The 21,983-nt window shown below is 33.1% G+C and carries 19 protein-coding genes and 1 riboswitch; of the genes, 17 read left to right on the top strand and 2 right to left on the bottom strand.

The features are described from left to right. Positions 1-91: 91 nt before the first annotated feature. Complete coding sequence (gene metK / locus B0A75_RS01750; protein ID WP_089052574.1) at positions 92-1,342, bottom strand: methionine adenosyltransferase; 1,251 nt, start codon at positions 1,340-1,342, stop codon at positions 92-94. Positions 1,343-1,873: 531 nt separating this feature from the next. Here metK and B0A75_RS01755 point away from each other — a divergent pair. The 13 genes from B0A75_RS01755 to B0A75_RS01815 all read left to right on the top strand — a co-directional run bounded on the left by B0A75_RS01755 (position 1,874) and on the right by B0A75_RS01815 (position 16,745). Further along, entirely contained in the window at positions 1,874-4,720 is a 2,847-nt protein-coding gene (locus tag B0A75_RS01755) for a TonB-dependent receptor plug domain-containing protein (RefSeq protein ID WP_089052575.1), read from the top strand. A gap of 451 nt (positions 4,721-5,171) precedes the next feature. Then, positions 5,172-5,354: a hypothetical protein gene (locus B0A75_RS01760; protein ID WP_089052576.1), complete on the top strand. Its 183-nt coding sequence runs from the start codon at positions 5,172-5,174 to the stop codon at positions 5,352-5,354. Positions 5,355-5,420: 66 nt separating this feature from the next. Next, the gene (locus B0A75_RS01765; RefSeq protein ID WP_089052577.1) at positions 5,421-6,725 is read left to right on the top strand and encodes an O-acetylhomoserine aminocarboxypropyltransferase/cysteine synthase family protein; all 1,305 of its coding nucleotides are present in this window, start codon (positions 5,421-5,423) and stop codon (positions 6,723-6,725) included. Positions 6,726-6,829: 104 nt separating this feature from the next. After that, positions 6,830-7,918 carry a homoserine dehydrogenase family protein gene (locus B0A75_RS01770; RefSeq protein ID WP_089052722.1) on the top strand — a complete coding sequence of 363 codons (1,089 nt, stop codon included), beginning with the start codon at positions 6,830-6,832 and terminating at the stop codon, positions 7,916-7,918. A gap of 589 nt (positions 7,919-8,507) precedes the next feature. Next, positions 8,508-8,702, top strand: a complete 195-nt coding sequence (locus tag B0A75_RS01775; protein WP_089052578.1) for a hypothetical protein — start codon at positions 8,508-8,510, stop codon at positions 8,700-8,702. 187 nt (positions 8,703-8,889) lie between these two features. Next, positions 8,890-8,998, top strand: a riboswitch (SAM riboswitch). Between the two features lie 76 nt (positions 8,999-9,074). Then, positions 9,075-10,058, top strand: coding sequence for an alpha/beta fold hydrolase (locus tag B0A75_RS01780; RefSeq protein ID WP_244284330.1), 984 nt, complete (start codon positions 9,075-9,077; stop codon positions 10,056-10,058). A gap of 1 nt (position 10,059) precedes the next feature. After that, complete coding sequence (gene thrA / locus B0A75_RS01785) at positions 10,060-12,474, top strand: bifunctional aspartate kinase/homoserine dehydrogenase I (protein WP_089052580.1); 2,415 nt, start codon at positions 10,060-10,062, stop codon at positions 12,472-12,474. A 60-nt stretch (positions 12,475-12,534) separates the two neighbouring features. Continuing rightward, the gene (locus B0A75_RS01790) at positions 12,535-13,092 is read left to right on the top strand and encodes a hypothetical protein (protein WP_089052581.1); all 558 of its coding nucleotides are present in this window, start codon (positions 12,535-12,537) and stop codon (positions 13,090-13,092) included. A 114-nt stretch (positions 13,093-13,206) separates the two neighbouring features. Further along, positions 13,207-13,782, top strand: coding sequence for a DUF3592 domain-containing protein (locus tag B0A75_RS01795; protein WP_165765074.1), 576 nt, complete (start codon positions 13,207-13,209; stop codon positions 13,780-13,782). A gap of 17 nt (positions 13,783-13,799) precedes the next feature. Beyond that, positions 13,800-14,225: an OsmC family protein gene (locus tag B0A75_RS01800; protein WP_089052583.1), complete on the top strand. Its 426-nt coding sequence runs from the start codon at positions 13,800-13,802 to the stop codon at positions 14,223-14,225. 145 nt (positions 14,226-14,370) lie between these two features. Further along, entirely contained in the window at positions 14,371-15,543 is a 1,173-nt protein-coding gene (locus B0A75_RS01805) for a trans-sulfuration enzyme family protein (protein ID WP_089052584.1), read from the top strand. A 140-nt stretch (positions 15,544-15,683) separates the two neighbouring features. After that, positions 15,684-16,190 (top strand): RDD family protein, encoded by a 507-nt coding sequence (locus B0A75_RS01810; protein WP_089052585.1) that lies wholly within the window; start codon positions 15,684-15,686, stop codon positions 16,188-16,190. A gap of 144 nt (positions 16,191-16,334) precedes the next feature. Then, positions 16,335-16,745, top strand: coding sequence for an RrF2 family transcriptional regulator (locus B0A75_RS01815; RefSeq protein ID WP_089052586.1), 411 nt, complete (start codon positions 16,335-16,337; stop codon positions 16,743-16,745). 27 nt (positions 16,746-16,772) lie between these two features. Here the strand turns inward: B0A75_RS01815 and B0A75_RS01820 are convergent, their stop codons facing one another. Beyond that, positions 16,773-17,555, bottom strand: coding sequence for a sulfite exporter TauE/SafE family protein (locus tag B0A75_RS01820; RefSeq protein WP_089052587.1), 783 nt, complete (start codon positions 17,553-17,555; stop codon positions 16,773-16,775). 303 nt (positions 17,556-17,858) lie between these two features. Between B0A75_RS01820 and B0A75_RS01825 the strand changes: the two genes are divergently transcribed. The 4 genes from B0A75_RS01825 to B0A75_RS01840 all read left to right on the top strand — a co-directional run bounded on the left by B0A75_RS01825 (position 17,859) and on the right by B0A75_RS01840 (position 21,919). Continuing rightward, positions 17,859-18,761, top strand: coding sequence for a sulfite exporter TauE/SafE family protein (locus tag B0A75_RS01825; protein WP_089052588.1), 903 nt, complete (start codon positions 17,859-17,861; stop codon positions 18,759-18,761). 27 nt (positions 18,762-18,788) lie between these two features. After that, entirely contained in the window at positions 18,789-19,499 is a 711-nt protein-coding gene (locus B0A75_RS01830) for a phosphoadenylyl-sulfate reductase (RefSeq protein ID WP_089052589.1), read from the top strand. 129 nt (positions 19,500-19,628) lie between these two features. After that, complete coding sequence (gene cysD, locus B0A75_RS01835; RefSeq protein ID WP_089052590.1) at positions 19,629-20,528, top strand: sulfate adenylyltransferase subunit CysD; 900 nt, start codon at positions 19,629-19,631, stop codon at positions 20,526-20,528. Positions 20,529-20,674: 146 nt separating this feature from the next. After that, positions 20,675-21,919, top strand: a complete 1,245-nt coding sequence (locus tag B0A75_RS01840) for a sulfate adenylyltransferase subunit 1 (protein WP_089052591.1) — start codon at positions 20,675-20,677, stop codon at positions 21,917-21,919. Positions 21,920-21,983 lie beyond the last annotated feature (64 nt).

Here is a 21,983-nt window from a genome sequence, read left to right on the forward strand (position 1 = left end):
TTCTAATTTTAGAAATCGGGATTTTTTATGTTTAAGAATAAAGTAGTTGTCTAAAACTCTAACAATCTAAGTTAGTCTAAGTAGTTTAAAATTACAATCCAAATGCAGCTTTTACTTGGTCAACAAAATCAAGTTTTTCCCATGTAAACAAATCAACAGTAACTGTTTTTGTGTTTCCTCCAGGGGCAGAGAAAGTTTTAGTAACCGTTTCTGGTTTACGTCCCATGTGTCCGTAAGCAGCAGTTTCACTGTAAATAGGATTTCTTAATTTTAATCTTTGCTCGATAAAGTAAGGACGCATATCAAAGATAGCTTCTACTTTTTTAGCAATTTCACCGTTAGTTAAGTTTACTTTAGAAGTTCCGTAAGTTTCAATGAAAATACCCATTGGTTCAGCAACTCCAATTGCGTAAGAAACTTGTACTAAGATTTCGTCAGCAACACCAGCAGCAACTAAGTTTTTAGCGATATGACGAGTTGCGTAAGCAGCACTTCTATCTACTTTACTTGGATCTTTTCCAGAGAATGCACCACCACCGTGAGCACCTTTTCCACCGTAAGTATCAACGATAATTTTTCTTCCAGTTAAACCAGTATCTCCGTGAGGACCTCCAATAACGAATTTTCCTGTTGGGTTAATATGGTAGTTGATTTTATCATTGAATAAATGTGCGTGAGCTGGATTTTTAGCAATGATTCTTGGAATTAAAATTTCAACAATATCTTTTTTGATTTTAGCAAGCATTGCAGCTTCTTCATCAAAATCATCATGTTGAGTCGAGATAACAATCGCATCAATACGAGTTGGTTTGTTATCGTCGCTGTATTCTAAAGTTACCTGAGATTTAGCATCTGGACGTAAATAAGTGATTTCGTTATTTTCGCGTCTTAAGATCGCTAATTCTTGTAATAATTTATGCGATAAATCAAGCGCTAATGGCATGAAGTTTTCAGTTTCGTTTGTAGCGTAACCAAACATCATTCCTTGGTCACCAGCACCTTGCTCTTCAGGCTTAGCTCTGTCAACACCTTGATTAATGTCTGCAGACTGCTCATGAATTGCAGAAAGAATTCCACAAGAATTTGCTTCAAACATGTACTCGCTTTTAGTATATCCAATTTTACGGATTACGTCGCGTGCAATTTGCTGTACATCAAGATAAGTATTCGATTTTACTTCACCAGCTAAAATTACCTGACCTGTAGTAACAAGAGTTTCACAAGCTACTTTTGAGTCAGCATCAAATGCCAAAAAGTTATCAATTAATGCATCCGAAATTTGATCTGCAACTTTGTCTGGATGCCCTTCACTAACAGATTCTGACGTAAATAAATAAGCCATAATAATGTATTAAATTTAAAATTAAGCGAGAAAAATAATTGCTAAAAAGGGCTAAAGAAGAGTTTCTGCTTTAGCATTTTTTACTACTGAAATATTTGTTTCAGCATCCATAACGAACCGTTTCATTATGAAGAGGTTGCAATCAGTTCAAATTTTTCCTCTGTATTCGGGTGCAAAGGTATAAAACCATTTTGATTTGCAAATTAAAGTTCAACTTTTTTTATTTTTTATAGCATAAATTTAACACTAATATACTAATTTGATAGGGTAATGGAAAATATTTTAGTTTTTGTTTGGCTGATTAAAAAATAGTTCGCACATTTGCCCCATCAAAATAACAAAAAAATGAAAACAACAGTTTGCAATATGATTTCTTGTAAGATGCCGGAGTTATCCGCAGAGATACTATTGTAGTTTTTTTTCAAAAATATATACATAGAACCTCTGCAGATTGCAGAGGTTTTTTTTTGCACAAGAACGACTGTAATTCTTTTTTAAAACCAAACAAAACACTAATTAATCAGAAAAACAATGAAAAAAAATGTATTAATCGCTTTAGGTCTGCTGACTTTTTCAGGCATTCATGCTCAGGAAAATAAAAAAGAGCAGGATAGCTTGAAAAACAATGAATTGTCAGAAGTTACTATAATAGGTTCAAGAAGTAAAAATAGAGTTAAAACAGATGTGCCGGTTCCGGTTGATGTTTTTAACATATCAGAAATAACAAAAGGTGCGCCGCAAACCAGCGTAACTCAAATATTAAATTATGTTGCACCATCGTTTACTAGTAATGCAACATCTACAGCAGATGCAACAGATCACGTTGATCCTGCTCAATTAAGAGGTTTAGGACCAGATCAGGTTTTAATCTTGGTAAACGGAAAACGAAGACATACAAGTGCTTTAGTAAATATAAACGGATCACCAGGAAGAGGTTCAGTAGGAACCGATTTAAATGCAATTCCGTCTTTTGCAATCGAAAGAATCGAAGTTTTAAGAGATGGTGCGGCAGCTCAATACGGTTCAGATGCTATTGCCGGAGTAATTAATATAGTACTTAAAAAGAATGCCAATTATCTATCAGGAGGTATTCAGTACGGTGCAAATTTATCTTCAGGATCTAACAACTTTAAAGGAGGTGCTGACGGACAAACTGCACAGATTGATCTAAATTATGGAACTTCTTTAGGAAAACCTGGCAGTTTCTTAAATATTACTGGAACAGCTGTGACTAGACAAGCAACAAGCCGAGCAGGAATTAGAAGTAACGCTATTTTTAATGCTTATAATGCTGTCGAGAACAGAGCTGCACAAAACGGTGTTGAAATTAACTCGCTGTTTAGTAATATAAATACAACTCCAAATTCAGCGCAAATCTTAACATCATTAAAACAATATGCGCCGCAAGTAAGTTACTTTACGCCGGCACAGCAAAGCGCTATTGCTTCAGCATCAACGCTTACGCAAATGCAGACGGCGCTTAATTTTGATGTAACTAATAATGAATTGGCATACAGAGGTCAGCAAAGAAGTGACTATAATATGAGTGTTGGTCAGTCAGAATTAGCGTCAGGACAAGCATATTATAATGCAAAATATCCTTTAAGTGAAATCACATCTTTATATTCATTTGGTGGTATCTCATATAGAAATGGTAAATCGTATGCTTTTAACAGACTTCCAAATGGTTCAGGAACATTTACACAAGTATACCAAAATGGATTCTTGCCTGAGATCGAATCAGACATTCTAGATGCTTCGGCTGCAGTAGGTGTTACTACAGAATTATTTGGTTTTGATACAGATTTGAGTTCAAACCTTGGAACAAACTCTTTTAAGTATGATGTAAACAATACTATTAATGCAACTTTAGGAACCAATTCACCATTTAGTTTTGATGCTGGTAAAGTTTCATTTTTACAAAGTACAACAAATTTAGATTTTAGTAGAAAGTATGATGTTCTAGCAGGTTTGAATGTAGCTTTTGGCGGAGAATTTAGATATGAAAATTACCAAATTAAACAAGGAGAAGAAGCTTCATACGGATTGTATGATGTAAACGGAAATGTAGTTTCTGGAATTCTTCCAAGTAATTCACCTTTAATCGTTACTGACTTTTTTGGCAACAAACGCGGTGCTGGAGCACAAGGATTTTCTGGATTTCAACCTTCAGATGCTAAAGAAAGAGATAGAAAAAGTGGAGCAGCTTACATAGATTTAGAATTGAATGCTACAGAAAAATGGCTTGTAAACGGAGCAGCACGTTATGAGAACTATTCAGATTTTGGAAGTACAGTTACTTTTAAATTAGCTTCTCTTTTAAAATTAAATGAAAACATAAATTGGAGAATTTCTGGACAAACTGGTTTTAGAGCGCCTTCATTACAACAAAAATATTTTGAATCAAGTTCAACACAATTTATTAATGGCTCACCTTATCAAGTAGGTTATTTTACAAATGATTCGCAGGCTGCAAAAAGCATTGGAGTAGAAAATTTGAAACCAGAAAAATCAAAAAGTATCAGTACAGGATTTACATTTAAAATTCCTGCAGCCAATATTACAATTGCAACAGATGCTTACTTTACCAGAATTAATGACCGAGTTGTATTGTCAGGACAATATGCAAGACCAACAGATGCACAGATAAATGCGGCAACTTCACAAAGTCAAAAAGACGCCTTGACATTGTTTCAACAAGCGTTTGACCTTAAAGGTGTAGAAAGAGCTTCGTTTTGGACAAACGGAATTGATTCTGAAACGAAAGGAATTGATTTAGTAATTTCTCAAAAATACGATGTAATTCAGGATTTCATCATTCGAAACGATTTAGCATTAAGTTATAATGAAACCAAGAGAGTAGGCGATTTACATATTCCAAAATCTATAATTGATGCAGGTGGAGATCCTTATATTTATTCATTTTTTCCTGAGTCAAGCCGAATTTATTTAGAAGAAGCAATTCCGAAGTTGAAAGCAAATTTAATGACAACATTCAGTATTAAGAAATTAGATATTTATTTAAGAAACAGCTATTTTGGAAAAGTTACAGATCCAGGCGCGACAGATGTAAACTTAGACGGATTTTCATCAGTATACGAACATCCAGAATATAGTGCAAAACTTGTTACAGACTTATCTTTAGGATATCAAATCAATGAACATTTTAGAGCAACAATTGGCTTTAATAATATAGGAGATGTTTATCCAGATAGAAATAATCCTGCAACTCCTGCATTTACAAATACAACTCCAACATTGTCGCCTGCGCCAAGCACAGATTTGAGCAACGCAAATCAATTCGCATACTCAAGAGCAGTATCTCAATTTGGATTAAACGGCAGGTTTGGTTTTGCTCGTTTGAGCTTTAAATTTTAAAAGTTGAAAGAGTCGGCTGCTCTCGATAGCTATCGGGATATACGGATTAACCGAATTAGCATTGATTTTTTTGAATCTTTGTAATCTGTTATCCCGATAGCTATCGCGAGCGGCTAAACTTTTTAATCTTGATTTTTAATACTGATTATTTGATTTTCAGCGCAAAAAGAAAAAAAATATAAAATATCAATTTTTAATTTGGTAGTTAAATAAATACTTATTACATTTACCCTATCGAATTAGTAGAATTTAAAATAAGACTTAAATTTTAATTAAAATGAAAACAATAGCAAGAAAAAATATGATGTGTTGTAGAATGATGCAAATGTGCATCCCAACTTGCTGTTGCCAAAAGTGAAAGATAAAATCTTTGTTATAGTTAGAACTATAAGCCCTTTTGGTCGCCATCCGAAAGGGCTTTTTTTTAATTCACGCATTTAAAATTAAAATTATGAAAACACTAAATTCAATCGCAATAGAATATTTACTGAGAAACGATTCTCAAAATAACAATAGTATATCAGAAGAGCTAACAAAAGAAGTTGTAAGAATAAATACAGAGCAGAATATAAAAAATCAAAAATCGCTGCTGTTTCAAATGTATGATCTAGAAGATGAAGATCTTTTTATTTAAATTACAATTTCAAAATCAAATAACAATATATAATAGTATTAACAATACCTAAAAAACTAAGAAATCATGAGTACACAAAAATTTGCAACAAACGCATTACACGCAGGACACGATGTTACTAAAAACGCAGGAACAAGAGCAGTGCCTATTTATCAAACATCATCATATGTATTTAATAATTCAGATCATGCGGCCAATTTATTTGGTCTTGCCGAAGCAGGATTTATCTATACAAGATTAAACAACCCAACAAACGATGTTTTAGAGCAGCGTTTAGCAACACTTGAAGGCGGAATTGGAGCTGTAGTAACAGCTTCGGGAGCATCAGCAATTTCTACAGCCTTGTTAACATTGCTAAAAGCCGGCGATCATATTGTAGCTTCAAATAGTTTGTATGGCGGAACTTATAATTTATTAAGTGTAACATTACCGCGTTTAGGAATTACAACAACTTTTGTAGATCCTTCAAAACCAGAAAACTTTACAAAAGCAGCTAAAGAAAATACAAGAGCATTTTTTGTAGAATCTCTTGGAAATCCAAAATTAGATGTTTTAGATTTAAAAGGAATTTCGGTCGAAGCCAAAAACTTCAAAGTTCCATTTATCGTAGACAATACAGTTGCTACACCTTATTTATTGAATCCAATTGCGCATGGAGCAAACATTGTGATTCATTCCCTGACAAAATATATTGCCGGAAACGGAACTTCATTAGGCGGTGCTATTATTGATGCTGGAACTTTTGATTGGTCTAACGGAAAATTTCCTGAATTTACAGAGCCTTCTGCAGGATACCACGGACTTGTATATCACGAAGCCTTAGGAAATGCAGCTTTTATAGCAAAAGCAAGAATCGAAGGATTGCGTGATTTTGGAGCAGCTTTGAGTCCGTTCAATGCCTTTCAAATTATTCAAGGATTAGAAACGCTGCCAATTCGAATTAAAAAACACAGCGAAAATGCTTTGGCTCTAGCCGAATGGTTAGAAAAACAAGATGAGGTTGTGTGGGTAAATTATCCAGGTTTAAAATCAAGTAAATATTATGATTTATCACAGCAGTATTTGCCGCAAGGACAAAGCGGTGTTGTTACTTTTGGATTAAAAGGAGGTTTTGAAGCGGCCAAAAAAGTAGTTGACGAAACGAAACTGTTCTCGCTTTTGGCAAATATTGGTGACACAAAATCATTGATTATTCATCCTGCAAGCACAACACACCAGCAATTGTCTGAAGAAGATCAATTATCGACTGGAGTTTCAAAAGATTTAATCCGACTTTCTGTTGGAATAGAAGATATTGAGGATTTGATTGCCGATTTAAAATCGGTTTTTGAAAACGTAGCTAAAACGCAGTACAATATCAGTAAAAATTAGGTTTTTTTGTTTTTTGTTTGAAAAATTGCCTTTAGCAGCGTGAGTTCTGCTAGAGGTGATTTTTTATAATGAAATCTCTTTATAGTTTTAAAACACTAAAAATTATGTCAAAGCTTAAAATAAATATTATTCTATTTGGAATAGGAAATATAGGAAGCACTTTAATCAATCAGATTATCGAAAGTCAGGAGTTTTTCCTTCAGAGTAAAAATATTGATTTTCATTTTCCAATTATTACCAATTCTACAGTTGCCTTTTTCGAGAAAGAAGGCGTTGGATATGCTTGGGAAACCAATTTTAGAGAATTGGCAGTTCCTTTTAGAGTTGAGGATATTGTCGAATTTGCCAAGGAAAATGAATTTGAGAATTTAATTGCAGTAGATGCAACAGCAAGCGATGAACTTATTGGTCATTACAATACATTGATCGAAAACGGATTTAATATTGTTGCGGTAAATAAAAAAGCAAATACACTCTCGATAGACCTTTACAAACAAATTAGAGAAAATCTTAAAAAATACGATAAAGAATTTTTATACGAAACCTCTGTTGATACTGGTTTTCCAGTTTTGCAGACCTTAAGAGATCTTTATTATTCAGGAGAAAAAATCACCAAAATTCGAGGCGTATTTTCAGATAACCTCAGTTACGTATTTAATAGATTTTCGACAGAAGACAATTCATTCTCTTCTATTTTAAAAGATGCAGGTTTATTAGGATTAATGCGTTCTACTTTTAAAGAAAATCTATCAGGAAATGATACGGCAGGAAAACTGCTGATTTTAACTAGAGAAATAGGAAAAGAATTTGAACTCTCAGATATAAAGATTGACCCACTTATAAAAGAAGAACATTTAGAGAAAAATGGAGTTCTTAATAGAGAAGCAATCGACAAATCCTTTAGAATAGAAAAAATTGCGCAGGCAGAAAATCATGTTTTACGATATGTTGGCGAATATGATGTTGAGAAAAATATATTAGAAGTAAAATTAATTTCAGAACCAATAACATCTGCAATAGGACAGTTAAAAGGATCTGATACTATTTTCGAAATTTATACAGAATCCTATTCAAATACCCCAATTGTAATACAAAGTGCAGCGCCATGCAGACAGGCAATTTCCAGAGGTATAATTACAGATATTTTGAAAGTATCTGAGAAAATTAAAAATAAAGAAGCCGTTTGGCTGTAAGTGAAGTTAATGTTAGAAAATAGTTCTTTGATAGATTGAAACAGAAAAGTTAGTTAAATTTTTGTAAGATTAAACCTGTAAATAATGGAAACGCAATTTTGTAGGGTGTTTTTTAACGATAAAAGGTTGTTTTTTAACGTTTTTTAAGACTTTTTTCTTTTGAAATGCTTGTGATATTGAAAAAATATTCGCACATTTGTAAGACCCTAAATACTATCAAATACAATAAGTTAGCAATCTAATTAATAGTTATGCACATCGGTTAAAACCGCTGAATAAATTTTAAAATCAATAGAAGTATTTTCAGCAGTTTCGAGAAGCTTATAAAAACAAACAAATGCAAGAATTTTTTAAAATAACAGTCAAATCGCAAATGAATAAGTCACTACAGATGAACAAGATGTTTAATGTCGCACGTATTTGTGTATGCGTCTGTTGATACTAAAAGTATATATAAGTTCTAATAAAACTTAAACCCTTTTGGTATTAAAAACCCAAAAGGGTTTTTTTATTCCATTTGGTTACCATAACAAAGAATTAAAGAAAAAGTAAAGATTATAAAACGCAAACTAACTTAAACTTAAATATCATGAGCACATTAAACTACTTAACAAGAACGTTGAAAAGCATAAGAACAAAAAGAAACAATTTGCCGCCGCCGACAAATGAATTGGTACATCCAAGATTCGGTATAAACGAGACAGATAAAAAAACGGAGAAAAAAGATCCGAACTCATTATTGTTTTTGATGTATTCAAAAGAAAATGAAACGCTTTTTATCTAAATCAAAAAGTGTTATAAAATAGGGTAAAACCTGCATAAACTTACTGGGCAGTTTGTTCGGTAATTTTTTGCGTACAATAGTTTTGTTGAATTATGTTTAAGAAATTGCAGAATCAATTTCGATAAAATTTGCTTGTTTAAGAAATTAGTAGTTAATTTGCACCTTTAAGTTCAAAAACGTATTGAAAATGTTATAAAGAAAGGACGAGGGATTAGACCCGATGAATCCTTAGCAACCCTTCGTTAAATCGAAGAAGGTGCTGCATTCTACCACGCCCAAACGTGGAAAGATAACAACAAGAATTTTTCTAGTTTCACTCTAGACTTTCTTTCTAATATTTCCACATACAAATCAAAATAAAAAGATTTGAAATTGGAAAATAGACCCAATCCCATTATAATTCAAGATTTCATCACAGAAAGTGGTGCACTTTATTCATCCTTACCATTAAGCTTTACGCTTTCTGGAAGACCTTTGCATACTGCTCCTATAGTTTTGGTAAATCATGCCTTAACAGGAAATGCACAGGTTACAGGAAAAAATGGATGGTGGAATGATTTAGTGGGTGAAGAAAAAACAATCGACACCAACAAGTACACCGTTCTGGCCTTTAATGTTCCAGGAAACGGAAATGATTCGTTTATAATCGAAAATTATCAAGACTTTACTACTAGAGATATTGCCCGCATTTTTATAAAAGGACTTGAAGCTCTAAATATTGAACAGGTATTTACAATAATAGGCGGCTCTGTTGGAGGAGGAATTGCTTGGGAAATTTTGGCTTTAGAACCAAATATCACAGAACATTTAATTCCGATAGCAACTGATTGGAAATCGACAGACTGGATGATCGCCAATTGCTATCTGCAAGAGCAAATCCTGAACAATTCTTCAAAACCAATAGAAGATGCCAGAATTCATGCAATGTTGTGTTACCGCTCTCCAGAATCATTCAAAGAAAAGTTTCAACGCACCATCAATCAAGATCTCTTGATTTTTAATATAGAAAGCTGGCTGGCACATCATGGTAAAAAACTACAGCAGCGTTTTCAATTGGCATCTTATAAATTGATGAATCAGCTGCTTAAAACCATCGATATTACAAGAGACAGCGAAGATTTCGAAACTTTAATGTCTAAAACTAAAGCAGCGATTCATATCGTAGCCATCAATTCAGATTTGTTTTTTACACCAAAAGAAAATCTGGAAACTTATAATGAATTAAAAAAGTTTAAAGAAAATGTCACCTACAGCGAAATAGATTCTGTTCACGGACATGACGCTTTTTTAATAGAGTACAAACAATTAGATCATTTACTTGCCGATATTTTTAAGGCAGAAACAATAGCAAAATAAAATGAAAGTATTAAAATTTGGAGGTAAATCATTATCAAACGGAGAAGGACTTAATAAAGTTGTTTCAATCATTTCGGATAAAGTAAGTCAAGGCGAAAATATTGCTGTAGTGGTATCGGCTCGTGGAAACGCAACAGACGAGTTGGAATTTATTTTAAGCATCGCTGCTAAAAATGGAAGCTATAAAGAATTATTAGAGAATTTTAAAAAATATCAAATCTCAGATTATCCGCAAGTAGATTTATCTGAAGAGTTTAATGTTTTAGATAAGCTTTTTGAAGGCGTAAGCTTAATTGGAGATTACAGCAAAAAAATTAAAGATCAAATTTTGTCCAAAGGAGAATTGCTTTCGGCTAAATTATTGACGGCTATTTTGCTTGAAAAAGGAATTCCTGCCAACTTCGTTGATACAAGAGATTTGCTTAAAACCGATTCAAAATTTGGAGATGCGCAGCCTTTAGAACAGCTTTCAAAGAAAAACGTAATTAATTATTTTAAAGAACACAATGGTTCAACTGTTAATATTGTAACAGGATTCATAGGTTCAAACAACAATAACGACACAACAACTTTAGGAAGAAACGGTAGCAATTACACGGCTTCATTAATTGCAAACTACCTAAATGCCGAAGAACTTCAAAATTTCACGCACGTAGACGGTATTTACACAGCAAATCCAGATTTAGTTGCCGATGCTAAGAAAATAGAATATTTATCGTTTAACGAAGCAAATGAGCTGGCAAATTTTGGAGCCACTATTCTGCATGCCAAAACGATTATTCCATTATTAGAAAAAAATATTCCGCTTCGTATTTTAAATACCTTCAATCATGAAAATCGCGGAACATTAATTACTTCAGATTCTGCCAAAGAAGGAATTAAAACACTTTCAGTTTTAGAAAACGTTTCGTTAGTAAATCTTGAAGGACGCGGATTGCTTGGGAAATCTGGAGTTGATGCCAGAATTTTTAAAGTAATGGGCGATCATAATATCAGCGTCAGCATTATTTCGCAAGGATCTTCAGAAAGAGGAATTGGACTTGTTGTTGCTACTGATAAAGCTACAACTGCTGTAGTTGAATTAGAAAAAGAATTCGAAAACGACTTTTATTCAAAAGATGTAAATCAGATTACAGTAACAGATAATGTTTCGGTAATTTCGATTATTGGGCAGGACTTAAGTACTTTTCACAAACCGTACACAGCTTTAATAAAAAACAAAATAGTTCCAATATTGTTCAACAATACCGTTACAGGTAAAAACGTAAGTTTGGTTGTCAAAAAATCAGAACTTAATAAAGCGTTGAACGTAATTCATGGTGAGATTTTTGGAGTTTCTAAAAAAATCAATATTGCAATTATCGGTCACGGTTTAGTTGGCGGAACTTTAATCAATCAGATTTTAGAATCGGCATCAGCAATCGAAAAACGCAAAGATGTTAAATTGAACGTTTTTGCAATTGCAAATTCTAAAAAAGTACTTTTAAATAAAAATGGCGTAAATTCAGACTGGAAAAATGAAATTCAGACAAAAGGAGAAAACTACACCATAAACGACATTATCACTTATGCAAATGAGCATCATTTAGAGAATCTAATTGCAATTGATAATACTGCAAGTGCAAGTTTTGTCGAAAATTATATTCCGCTTGTAGAAAACAGTTTCGATTTAATTTCGTCTAATAAAGTGGCTAATACATTGAGCTATGGTTTTTATAAAGAACTAAGAAAAGCGCTAACTGAAAATCAAAAGAATTATTTGTATGAAACCAATGTTGGTGCAGGATTACCATTAATTGACACGATCAAATTATTGCACCTTTCTGGAGAAAATATCACAAAAATAAAAGGAGTTTTTTCAGGAACATTGAGCTATTTATTTAATAATTTCTCTGCTAAAGATGTTCCGTTCAGCGAAATTCTGAAAGAAGCAATTGATAACGGATATACAGAACCAGATCCGCGTGAAGATTTATGCGGAAATGACGTAGGAAGAAAATTATTGATCTTGGCAAGAGAGTTAGATTTACAAAATGAGTTCGAAGAAATCGCAATTCAAAATTTAATACCAGAACATTTACGCGAAGGAAATGTTGCTGATTTCTTAACGAAACTAAAAGAATTCGACCCAATTTACGACAAAATAAAAGCCGATCAGAAGCCAAATCATGTATTAAGATACATTGGTGAATTGTCTGGAGATTTGCAAAATGACAAAGGAAATCTAGAAGTAAAATTAGTTTCAGTACCTTCAGATACAGCTTTAGGCGGATTGAAAGGTTCAGATTCTTTCTTCGAAATTTATACAGAATCATACGGAGATCGTCCAATTGTTATTCAAGGAGCCGGTGCAGGTTCTGCAGTAACAGCAAGAGGAGTTTTTGGAGATATTTTGAGATTGTCAGATAAAGGATAATTTGATTTTAGAGTTGCAGATTTTAGATTTATTAAAAGCCAATTAATGTACATTTATTGAATGAAAAAATTACTGATTTTACTGCTTTTTTCAAATATTTTGACCGCTCAGATTTCTAATGTTATCAGAAATAAAGACAGTTATACACAAGAAATTTTTCCTTACAAAGGAGTTCGGGCAATTCAAATAGATGAAGTTAGTGCTGTGGGAAAGGAAGACAATGTCTTTATTTTTTCAAAAATTGAAAAAAATGCCAATCCTGACAAAATGTATTTTCAAAGATTTACAAAAGTCAATGATAAATGGATTGTAAAAGCTATTCTTGAAGTTAATCACAGCGGAATCATTTCAGCTTGGGGAAGCCGAAAAGCCTTTGGTGATTATAATAAAGATAAAAGTGTTGATGCTCTTTTTATTTACGGATTGTATGATGCCGCTTTTAAACAACAGTCGGTTCATTTGATTTTTTCGCAAAAAGATCAATTCTATACCATTGAATCCAATATTTCGGATGATTTTAAGACGGATAAATTCTCGGATAATTTTAAATCATTAGATGCAGATTCTAAAAAACAGGTATTAGAATATTGGAGTAAATTAGATAAAAGAGACAAGTGATTTAAGATCTCTATTTGTTTTTAGGCGTAAATATTAAATTTAATAAATATTAAAAAGTTTTTAAAAAATTGGGGTTGTGGATTAATATTCATTATTCCTTTTCTATTGATAGGATTGGGAACTTTATTGTTTAGTTCGTATAATATTTTTAAAGCTGTACAAGCTAAAGGATGGATTCCAGTTTCTGCCAATATTGAAAAAACAGATATTACTTCTCATTCGAATAAAGGTACAGTATCGCATGAAGTTATTGTTAGGTACTTTTATGTTATTGAAGGGAAAAAGTATTCAGGAAATAGAATTGCATTTGGTTATGGTATGAACAATATTGACGATCATGACGGATTGTATTCTAAATTAGAAAACAGTAAAAAAGTCTTGGTTTACGTGAATCCTTCAAATAACGAAGAAAGCGTGATCGTTCCAGGAATGAATGATTCGATTACTGGTTTATTAATTTTTACGATATTATGGAATTCATTTATTGTAGTTTTAGGCATACTTCCTTTTGTAATAAAAGGTGTTGATGAAAATAATGAACCTAGATTTACGGCGAAAGAAGCTACTTGGATTATTTTTATAATATGGATAGTAGGTTTTGCGATTTTATTTAGCAATTGTTTTCATATAGATATAGAAAGTAAAATCAATGTTTTAGAATCAAGAAATATTGATTTTGATATAGAATAAAAAAAAAGAAAAATACCATGAAAGTAACGTTAAACAGAGTAAACGACGCGTTTCATTTTAAATTAAAAAATGAAAGAGGTCATGTAGTTGATGTTGACAGCAGAGCCGAATTTGGCGGAAGCGATTTAGGAGCTAGTCCAATGGAATTAGTTTTAATGGGCGTTGCCGGATGCAGTGCGATTGATATGATTTCGATTTTAAAGAAGCAGCGTCAGGAAATTACATCTTTTAATGCTGAGGTTGAAGGTGAGCGTGTGCAAATTGGCGAAGCAAAGCCTTTTAAAGAAATTGATGTGGTTTTTTATTTAGAAGGCGATATCAATCCTGAAAAAGCTAAAAAAGCGGCACAGCTTTCTTTCGAGAAATACTGTTCGGTTGCTAAAACAGTTGAGCCAACAGCAACAATCAAATACAAAGTCGTTTTAAACAACGAGGCTTTATAAAATTAGATAATTAGTCAATTAGATAATTAGAAAATGCTCAGATTGCGCATAAATAGTTGACTTGTTTTTAGTTTAGATTTTAGTTTTTAAAACTTAAAACCTGAAACCTGAAACTTGAAACGAAAAAAACAAAAAACAACACACAATGAATACAGAAGAATTTGGTTTTGAAACACAAGCCATAAGAACACAATTAGAAAGATCTCAGTATCTAGAGCATTCGGTGCCATTATACTTATCGTCAAGCTTTGTATTTGAAGATGCCGAAGATATGAGAGCTTCTTTTACAGAAGAAAAAGAAAGAAATATTTACAGCCGTTTCAGCAACCCGAATACTACAGAGTTTGTAGAGAAAATTTGCAAAATGGAAGGTGCTGAATCTGGCTATGCATTCGCAACTGGAATGGCAGCAGTATATTCTACATTCGCAGCATTGTTAAATTCAGGCGATCATATCGTTTCTGCAAGCAGCGTTTTTGGATCTACTCACGCTTTGTTTATGACTTATTTTCCAAAATGGAATATCGAAACTTCATATTTTGAAATCAACAAGCCGGAAACAATAGAAAGTTTCATCAAACCAAATACAAAAATATTATACGCAGAGTCGCCAACAAATCCTGGAGTTGATGTAATCGATTTACAATTGTTGGGTGATATTGCCAAAAAACACAATCTGATTTTAATTATTGACAACTGTTTTGCAACACCATATTTACAGCAGCCAATTAAATTTGGAGCACATTTGGTTATACATTCTGCTACAAAATTAATTGACGGACAAGGACGTGTTTTAGGCGGAATTACGGTTGGAAATGAAGATTTAATCAGACAGATTTATTTGTTTTCAAGAAATACAGGGCCGGCTTTATCACCGTTTAATGCATGGGTTCTTTCAAAAAGTTTAGAAACATTGGCAGTTCGTGTAGACAGGCACTGCGAAAATGCATTAAAAGTAGCAGAGTTTTTACAAAGTCATCCGAATGTAAATAGTGTAAAATATCCCTTCTTGAAATCGCATCCGCAGTACGAAATTGCCAAAAAGCAAATGAAAGCTGGCGGGAATATTATTGCATTTGAAATTAAAGGCGGAATTGAGGCAGGAAGAAAATTCCTGAATTCAATAAAACTTTGTTCATTATCAGCTAATATTGGAGATACTAGATCAATTGTAACACATCCAGCATCAACAACGCACAGCAAATTATCTGAAGCAGATCAATTAGCAGTTGGAATTACGCAAGGTTTAGTACGTGTTTCTGTAGGTTTAGAAACCGTAGAAGATGTAATTGCCGATTTAAAGCAAGCGCTTGACTAAAATCTAGATTTTAGAATAAAAAAAGAAAGACCATTTTNNAAAATGGTCTTTCTTTTTTTTTGTGATGTCGGTAAAAAGTATATTTTTGTTAATTACAAAATCAAAAGTTATTAATAATCAACTACTAAACCACATTACACATGAGCAATTCTACTTACGTTTTAGATGATAAATTATTGGTGTCAGCTGGAGCACGTTTTTTACATTATATAATTGACCTTTTAGCTTTTTTTATCATTTTAATCCTTATTGGAGCGGTAATAGGTGTTCTTTCGGCCTTACTTGATGTTACTGCATTGTCAGATTGGATGAATGGTTTAGGTGATTTAGGATGGAATCTTATTGCCATTATTGTCTCTTTAATTTACTATATCGCTATGGAAGGTTTATTAGGCAGAACAATAGGAAAATTTATTACAGGAAGTATTGTTGTGGATGAAAATGGTCAGAAACCTGATTTTGGAACTATTGTAAAAAGAAGTTTTTGCCGTTTAATACCTTTTGATGCGCTTACTTTTTTAGGAGGCTCTAGAGGATGGCATGATTCAATATCAGGAACCTATGTTGTAAGTAAAAAAGCACTAGATGAAGAAGTGAAATCATTCCATGAATTCAATTTAATAGGAGTTCAAGAAGTAAATCAATAAAACTATACTGTTTTGGTAGAATATAGTTTTTTATTCTGTTAGTAATCTCGTTCAAAAAGTCTATTTTTGTTGCAGAAAAACTATGAAGATTGTTTGTTTTAGTGAGAATCTAAAAAACAGCAGTCTACAATCTAAAATATAAAAATGCTTTCAAAGAAAACAAAATACGGAATTAAAGCTTTAACTTATTTGGCCAGACGCGAGAACAACGAACCTGTACAAATCGCTGAAATTGCGAAAAGCGAACATATTTCGATTAAATTTCTAGAAAGTATTTTATTGCTTCTTAGAAATTCAGGTTTCTTGGGCGCAAAAAAAGGAAAAGGCGGGGGCTATTATTTAATCAAAGACCCGAAAGATATCAGCATGGCAAAAGTATACCGTATTCTTGAAGGTCCAATTGCGTTGCTGCCATGTGCGAGCCATAATTTTTATGAAAAATGTGACGATTGTGACGATGAAGATTCTTGTGCTGCACGACGTTTAATGACCGAGGTTAGAGATAATACACTCAAAATATTAGAAAGTAATTCTTTAGCCGATATTGCATTTTAATGATTTTTTATTGTAATACTATGATCTCTAAAAAATAAGTTTATATCCAGCAAGGAAAAGCATTACAGCAATCGAATTCCTAAGAAATGCATCAGGAACTTTTCCGCTTAGACTGCTTCCTAAATATATACCTGGAAGCGATCCTAATAATAATTGACCTAATAAAGCTAAATCTAAATTTCCCATCGAAGCATGACCAAGACCCGCAACAAGTGTTAAAGGTACAGCATGCGCAATTTCGGTTCCTACCAAACGAGGTGTTGGTAAGAGCGGATAAAGGAAAAACAAAGTTACAGTTCCTAACGCACCAGCTCCAATAGAAGTTAAAGTTACGGTCGCGCCTAATAATATTCCGATGCCAATCGTAAGCATGTTTTGAGTAGTACTTTCGCTGTGAAATTTATCTCCCGCATGTTTTTGAGAGAAATTTAAAAGTTTCTTTTTGAATATAATAGCTATTGAAGTAAACAATAATGCCCAGCCTAAACTATACTTAATTACACGATTGATAGTTTCTATATCTGTTTTAATACTGTTTAATATCCATAAAGTCACTAAAGCAGCGGGTACACTTCCTAAAGTAAGCCAGCCCGTAATTTTCCAGTTGATATTGCCTTTTTTGTTGTGAACAAATATACCGCCGGCTTTTGTAAAAGCAGCGTAAAGCAAATCGGTTCCAACGGCCTTAGTTGGCGGAATGCCAAAGTATAATAAAATTGGAGTCATTAAAGAGCCGCCCCCAACGCCGGTTAGTCCTACAATAAAACCAACGACTAAACCTGCAATTACAAGGCCTATTTGAAAATCCATAACTAAAAAAAATTTGGCGCTAAAGTAACAACAATTTTATAATTATCCTATAGATATTGTAGAGATTAAAAAATGTATTTAAAAAACAAATCATTTCAAGTGAGATGTTGTTTAAATACGATGCGTTTTGATTTCATTTGTTAAATTAATTTATTGAAAGGTTATAGCAGTAATTTGTAGATAATTAGAGCTTTAAAAAAAATAAAATATTGCTTTGATTTTTAGAAATAAGTAGTACTTTTGCAAAGTAATCTATTAACCCGATAGGGTAATAGGTTTGATAATAAATCAAATAGTATTAATATGGAGAAAGAACTGAAAATAAATAGTATTGATGTGAAGTCTGAAGCTTCATTAAAAGAAAAGCTTTGGATTGTAATTCCAGTAGTTTTATTAGTAGGTTTATTATCAACATTGATTTATAATCATTATGCTGATTTTTCTGTAGATGCTTTTATAGCAGGATTCAATCAGGAATTTTTAGTGTTTTTTGCGATTGGTGTTTTTGCTCAATTGGTTGACGGTACTTTAGGAATGGGATATGGAGCGACTTCAACGTCGTTTTTATTAGCCTATGGAGTTCCGCCGGTTGTGAGCAGTACTGCGGTTCACGTATCTGAAATGTTTACAACGGGAGCTTCTGCTCTTTCGCATCACAGATTTGGAAATATCAATAAAAAGCTAGTTAAACATTTATTGATTCCAGGGGTTTTAGGTTCAATAACGGGAGCTTATTTATTGGCAGATGTTATTAATGGAGATATTATTAAACCATTTATTGCAGTATACATGATTGTTTTGGCTGTCATTATTATTAAAAAAGCCTTGAAGAAAAGTATTGTAAAAAAGAAAACTAAAAAACTGGGTTATTTAGCTGTTTTTGGAGGTTTTATGGATTCAGTTGGCGGCGGAGGCTGGGGACCAATTGTAACTTCAACCTTATTAGGAAGAGGAAGAAATCCAAGATATACAATTGGTTCAGTAAATGCAGCTGAGTTTGCGATTTCATTTGCAAGTGGTATTACGTTTATGCTTTTTGGAGGAATCCACGGCTGGCAGGTTATAATCGGATTGATTTTAGGAGGAGTTATTTCAGCGCCATTAGCCGCATATTTGGTAAATAAAATCAAAAGAAAACCAATGATGGTTGCGGTTGGAGTTCTAATTATAGTATTGAGTTTAAAAACATTATCTAAATTATTGTAAAAATAATTTTAGAAAGGAAGAGAGATTATGAGTGCGATTATTGTACAAGAATTATTAGAGAAAACTAAAGATTTTTCGCTTGATGAAACCTTAGTTTTTTTAGCAAAAGAGTTTCCGGGGAAAGTAATTTTTTCGACCTCTTTTGGTCAGGAAGATCAAGTGATTACAGACTTCATTGCAAAAAGCAATACTGATATCACTGTTTTTACTTTAGACACAGGAAGACTGTTTCAGGAAACTTACGACGTTTTTCACAAAACATTAAAAAAGTATAAAAGACCTATTGAGGTTTATTTTCCAGAAGCAACAGCGGTGGAAAATTTACTAAAAGAAAAAGGACCAAACAGCTTTTACGATTCAGTTGAAAACAGAAAAGAATGCTGTTTTATTCGAAAAGTTGTTCCGTTAAGAAAAGCTTTGGCAGGAAACTCAGTTTGGATTACGGGATTAAGAGCCGAACAATCAGAAAATAGACAGGATTTGCATTTGTTTGAATACGATGGAAACTTCGAAATAATCAAATTCAATCCGTTGCTAAAATGGACGTTAGAAGAAGTTGAAACGTATTTGTCTGAAAACAATGTTCCGCAAAATGCATTGCACAAACAAGGTTTCGTAAGTATTGGATGCGCTCCTTGTACCAGAGCAATTTTTCCAGGAGAAGATATTAGAGCAGGAAGATGGTATTGGGAATCGAGCCATAAAGAGTGTGGTTTGCATAGTGCTAAGAAAGAGTAAGTCGAGATTTCTAGAAGCAAGAAGTTAGAGGCAAGAGAATAGAAAATAGAATAAATAGTGTAAAGTTTTAGAGTAACTCACAACTTAAAACCTAAGACTTGAAACTAAAAAATATCAAACAAAAAAACAATGAGTTCAGTATTAAAAACAAACGCTTTAGAGAGTGAAGCGATATACATTTTCAGAGAAGTAATTTCACAGTTTGACAAACCGGTTTTACTTTTCTCAGGAGGAAAAGATTCTATCACATTAGTGCGTTTGGCGCAAAAAGCATTTTTCCCTGCTAAGATTCCGTTTCCTCTATTGCATGTTGATACGGGACACAATTTCCCTGAGACAATCGCTTTCAGAGATAAATTAGTAGAAGAATTAGGTTTAGAGTTGATCGTTCGAAATGTTCAGGATGCTATTGATGAAGGAAAAGTGGTTGAAGAAACTGGGAAATATTCTAGTAGAAACAGTTTACAGACTACAACACTTTTAGATGCAATTGAAGAATTTAAGTTTGATGCTTGTATCGGCGGTGCACGTCGTGATGAAGAAAAAGCAAGAGCTAAAGAACGTATTTTCTCTGTACGTGATGATTTCGGACAATGGGACGAGAAAAATCAGAGACCAGAATTGTTTGATATTTTGAATGGAAAAATTGAAAATGGTCAAAACGTGCGTGTTTTCCCAATTTCAAACTGGACAGAATTAGATGTTTGGAGTTATATCGAAAAAGAAAATATCGAGATTCCGTCAATCTATTTTTCACATAAAAGAAAAGTTTTTTTGAGAGACGGTTTAATCTGGTCGCATTCTCCTTTTGTGTACCAAGAAGAAGACGAACAAATCGAAGAAAGAATTGTTCGCTTCAGAACCGTTGGAGATATGAGTTGTACAGCAGCTGTTGAATCTTACGCAGCAACAATCGAAGAAGTTGTAGGTGAAATCAGAGAATCAACAATTTCTGAAAGAGGAGCCAGAATTGATGATAAACGTTCTGAAGCTGCAATGGAAAAAAGAAAACAACAAGGTTATTTTTAATTTTTGGTAAGAAGTTAAAAGTTAGATGTTAGAAGTTGATTGGAAGATATCAACAACAGAAATCAAGAAAACAAAAACATACAGATTTATAAGTTTCGAGAGAACATGAAACCTGAAACTTTAAACCTGAAACAACATAAAATAGAATGGACGTTTTAAAAATAGCAACAGCAGGAAGTGTAGATGACGGAAAAAGTACTTTGATCGGAAGATTATTGTACGATACAAAATCATTGACGACTGACAAAATAGAAGCAATCGAAAAAAGCAGTAAACAAAAAGGATACGATTATCTTGATTTTTCTTTGGCTACAGATGGTTTGGTAGCAGAAAGAGAACAAGGAATCACGATTGATGTTGCGCACATTTATTTTTCGACTGCAAAGAAAAGTTACATTATCGCCGATACTCCGGGACACGTAGAATATACTAGAAACATGGTTACAGGAGCTTCGACTTCTCAGGTTTCTATCATTTTGATTGATGCAAGAAAAGGCGTTATTGAACAAACTTACCGTCACTTTTTCATCAATAATTTATTGCGAGTAAAAGAAGTAATCGTTGCGATTAACAAAATGGATTTAGTTGATTATTCTGAAGAAGTTTTCAATAAAATCAAAGCTGATTTTCAGGCATTAAATGCAAAAAGTACTTTCAAGGAACAAAACGTAAGTTATATTCCGTTAAGTGCAATCAACGGCGGAAATGTGGTTGATCAATCAAAAGATATGCCTTGGTATGATGGACAAACTGTTTTAGAACATTTAGAAGGATTACATGCTCATGATGTTTTTGAAGCAGGAAAAGCACGTTTTCCGGTTCAAACCGTAATTCGTCCAAAAACAGAAGAATACCACGATTTTAGAGGTTACGCAGGAAAGTTATACGGAAACTCAATTAAAGTTGGAGATGCTGTAACAGTTCTTCCTTCTTTAACAGAATCTAAAGTATCTAAAATTCACTTTTTCGATAAAACATTTGATGAAGCTGTTGCAGGATCTTCAATTACAATCGAATTAGAAAATGACATCAATGTAACTAGAGGTGATATGATTGTAAAATCAGATGAACTTCCAAAAATTGAAAAAGATATTACCACAACAGTTTGCTGGATGGACAGTAAAAAACTGGTTCCGGGAACTAAATATTTGGTACAACATAATACAAACAGAGTTTTAGCAAAAGTAGAAAGTATCAAAAATACAATTGCTACAGATTACTCAGGAACGACAGAAGCTTCACAATTAGCAATCAACGAAATTGGAGAAGTAACGATCAAATTAAGCAAACCGTTATATTTTGATTCATACAACGAAAACAAATCAAACGGAGCTTTCATCTTAATTGATACAGCAACAAACACAACAGCAGGAGTAGGTTTCATTAGATAGTTTGTAGTTTTTAGTTGATAGTTCTGCTGTCAACAACTAATTATAAACAATCAACAACTAACTA

The organism is Flavobacterium oncorhynchi (assembly GCF_002217355.1).
Lineage (GTDB): Bacteria > Bacteroidota > Bacteroidia > Flavobacteriales > Flavobacteriaceae > Flavobacterium > Flavobacterium oncorhynchi.

Bases quoted from the DNA above. Each gene is read 5' to 3' on its own strand.
- cysD (WP_089052590.1), top strand. From the start codon at position 19,629: ATGAGTTCAGTATTAAAAACAAACGCTTTAGAGAGTGAAGCGATATAC.
- B0A75_RS01805 (WP_089052584.1), top strand. From the start codon at position 14,371: ATGAATACAGAAGAATTTGGTTTTGAAACACAAGCCATAAGAACACAA.
- B0A75_RS01830 (WP_089052589.1), top strand. From the start codon at position 18,789: ATGAGTGCGATTATTGTACAAGAATTATTAGAGAAAACTAAAGATTTT.
- B0A75_RS01825 (WP_089052588.1), top strand. From the start codon at position 17,859: ATGGAGAAAGAACTGAAAATAAATAGTATTGATGTGAAGTCTGAAGCT.
- B0A75_RS01810 (WP_089052585.1), top strand. From the start codon at position 15,684: ATGAGCAATTCTACTTACGTTTTAGATGATAAATTATTGGTGTCAGCT.
- B0A75_RS01765 (WP_089052577.1), top strand. From the start codon at position 5,421: ATGAGTACACAAAAATTTGCAACAAACGCATTACACGCAGGACACGAT.
- B0A75_RS01790 (WP_089052581.1), top strand. From the start codon at position 12,535: ATGAAAAAATTACTGATTTTACTGCTTTTTTCAAATATTTTGACCGCT.
- B0A75_RS01815 (WP_089052586.1), top strand. From the start codon at position 16,335: ATGCTTTCAAAGAAAACAAAATACGGAATTAAAGCTTTAACTTATTTG.
- B0A75_RS01820 (WP_089052587.1), bottom strand. From the start codon at position 17,555: ATGGATTTTCAAATAGGCCTTGTAATTGCAGGTTTAGTCGTTGGTTTT.
- B0A75_RS01800 (WP_089052583.1), top strand. From the start codon at position 13,800: ATGAAAGTAACGTTAAACAGAGTAAACGACGCGTTTCATTTTAAATTA.
- B0A75_RS01760 (WP_089052576.1), top strand. From the start codon at position 5,172: ATGAAAACACTAAATTCAATCGCAATAGAATATTTACTGAGAAACGAT.
- B0A75_RS01755 (WP_089052575.1), top strand. From the start codon at position 1,874: ATGAAAAAAAATGTATTAATCGCTTTAGGTCTGCTGACTTTTTCAGGC.
- thrA (WP_089052580.1), top strand. From the start codon at position 10,060: ATGAAAGTATTAAAATTTGGAGGTAAATCATTATCAAACGGAGAAGGA.
- B0A75_RS01775 (WP_089052578.1), top strand. From the start codon at position 8,508: ATGAGCACATTAAACTACTTAACAAGAACGTTGAAAAGCATAAGAACA.
- B0A75_RS01840 (WP_089052591.1), top strand. From the start codon at position 20,675: ATGGACGTTTTAAAAATAGCAACAGCAGGAAGTGTAGATGACGGAAAA.
- B0A75_RS01770 (WP_089052722.1), top strand. From the start codon at position 6,830: ATGTCAAAGCTTAAAATAAATATTATTCTATTTGGAATAGGAAATATA.
- metK (WP_089052574.1), bottom strand. From the start codon at position 1,342: ATGGCTTATTTATTTACGTCAGAATCTGTTAGTGAAGGGCATCCAGAC.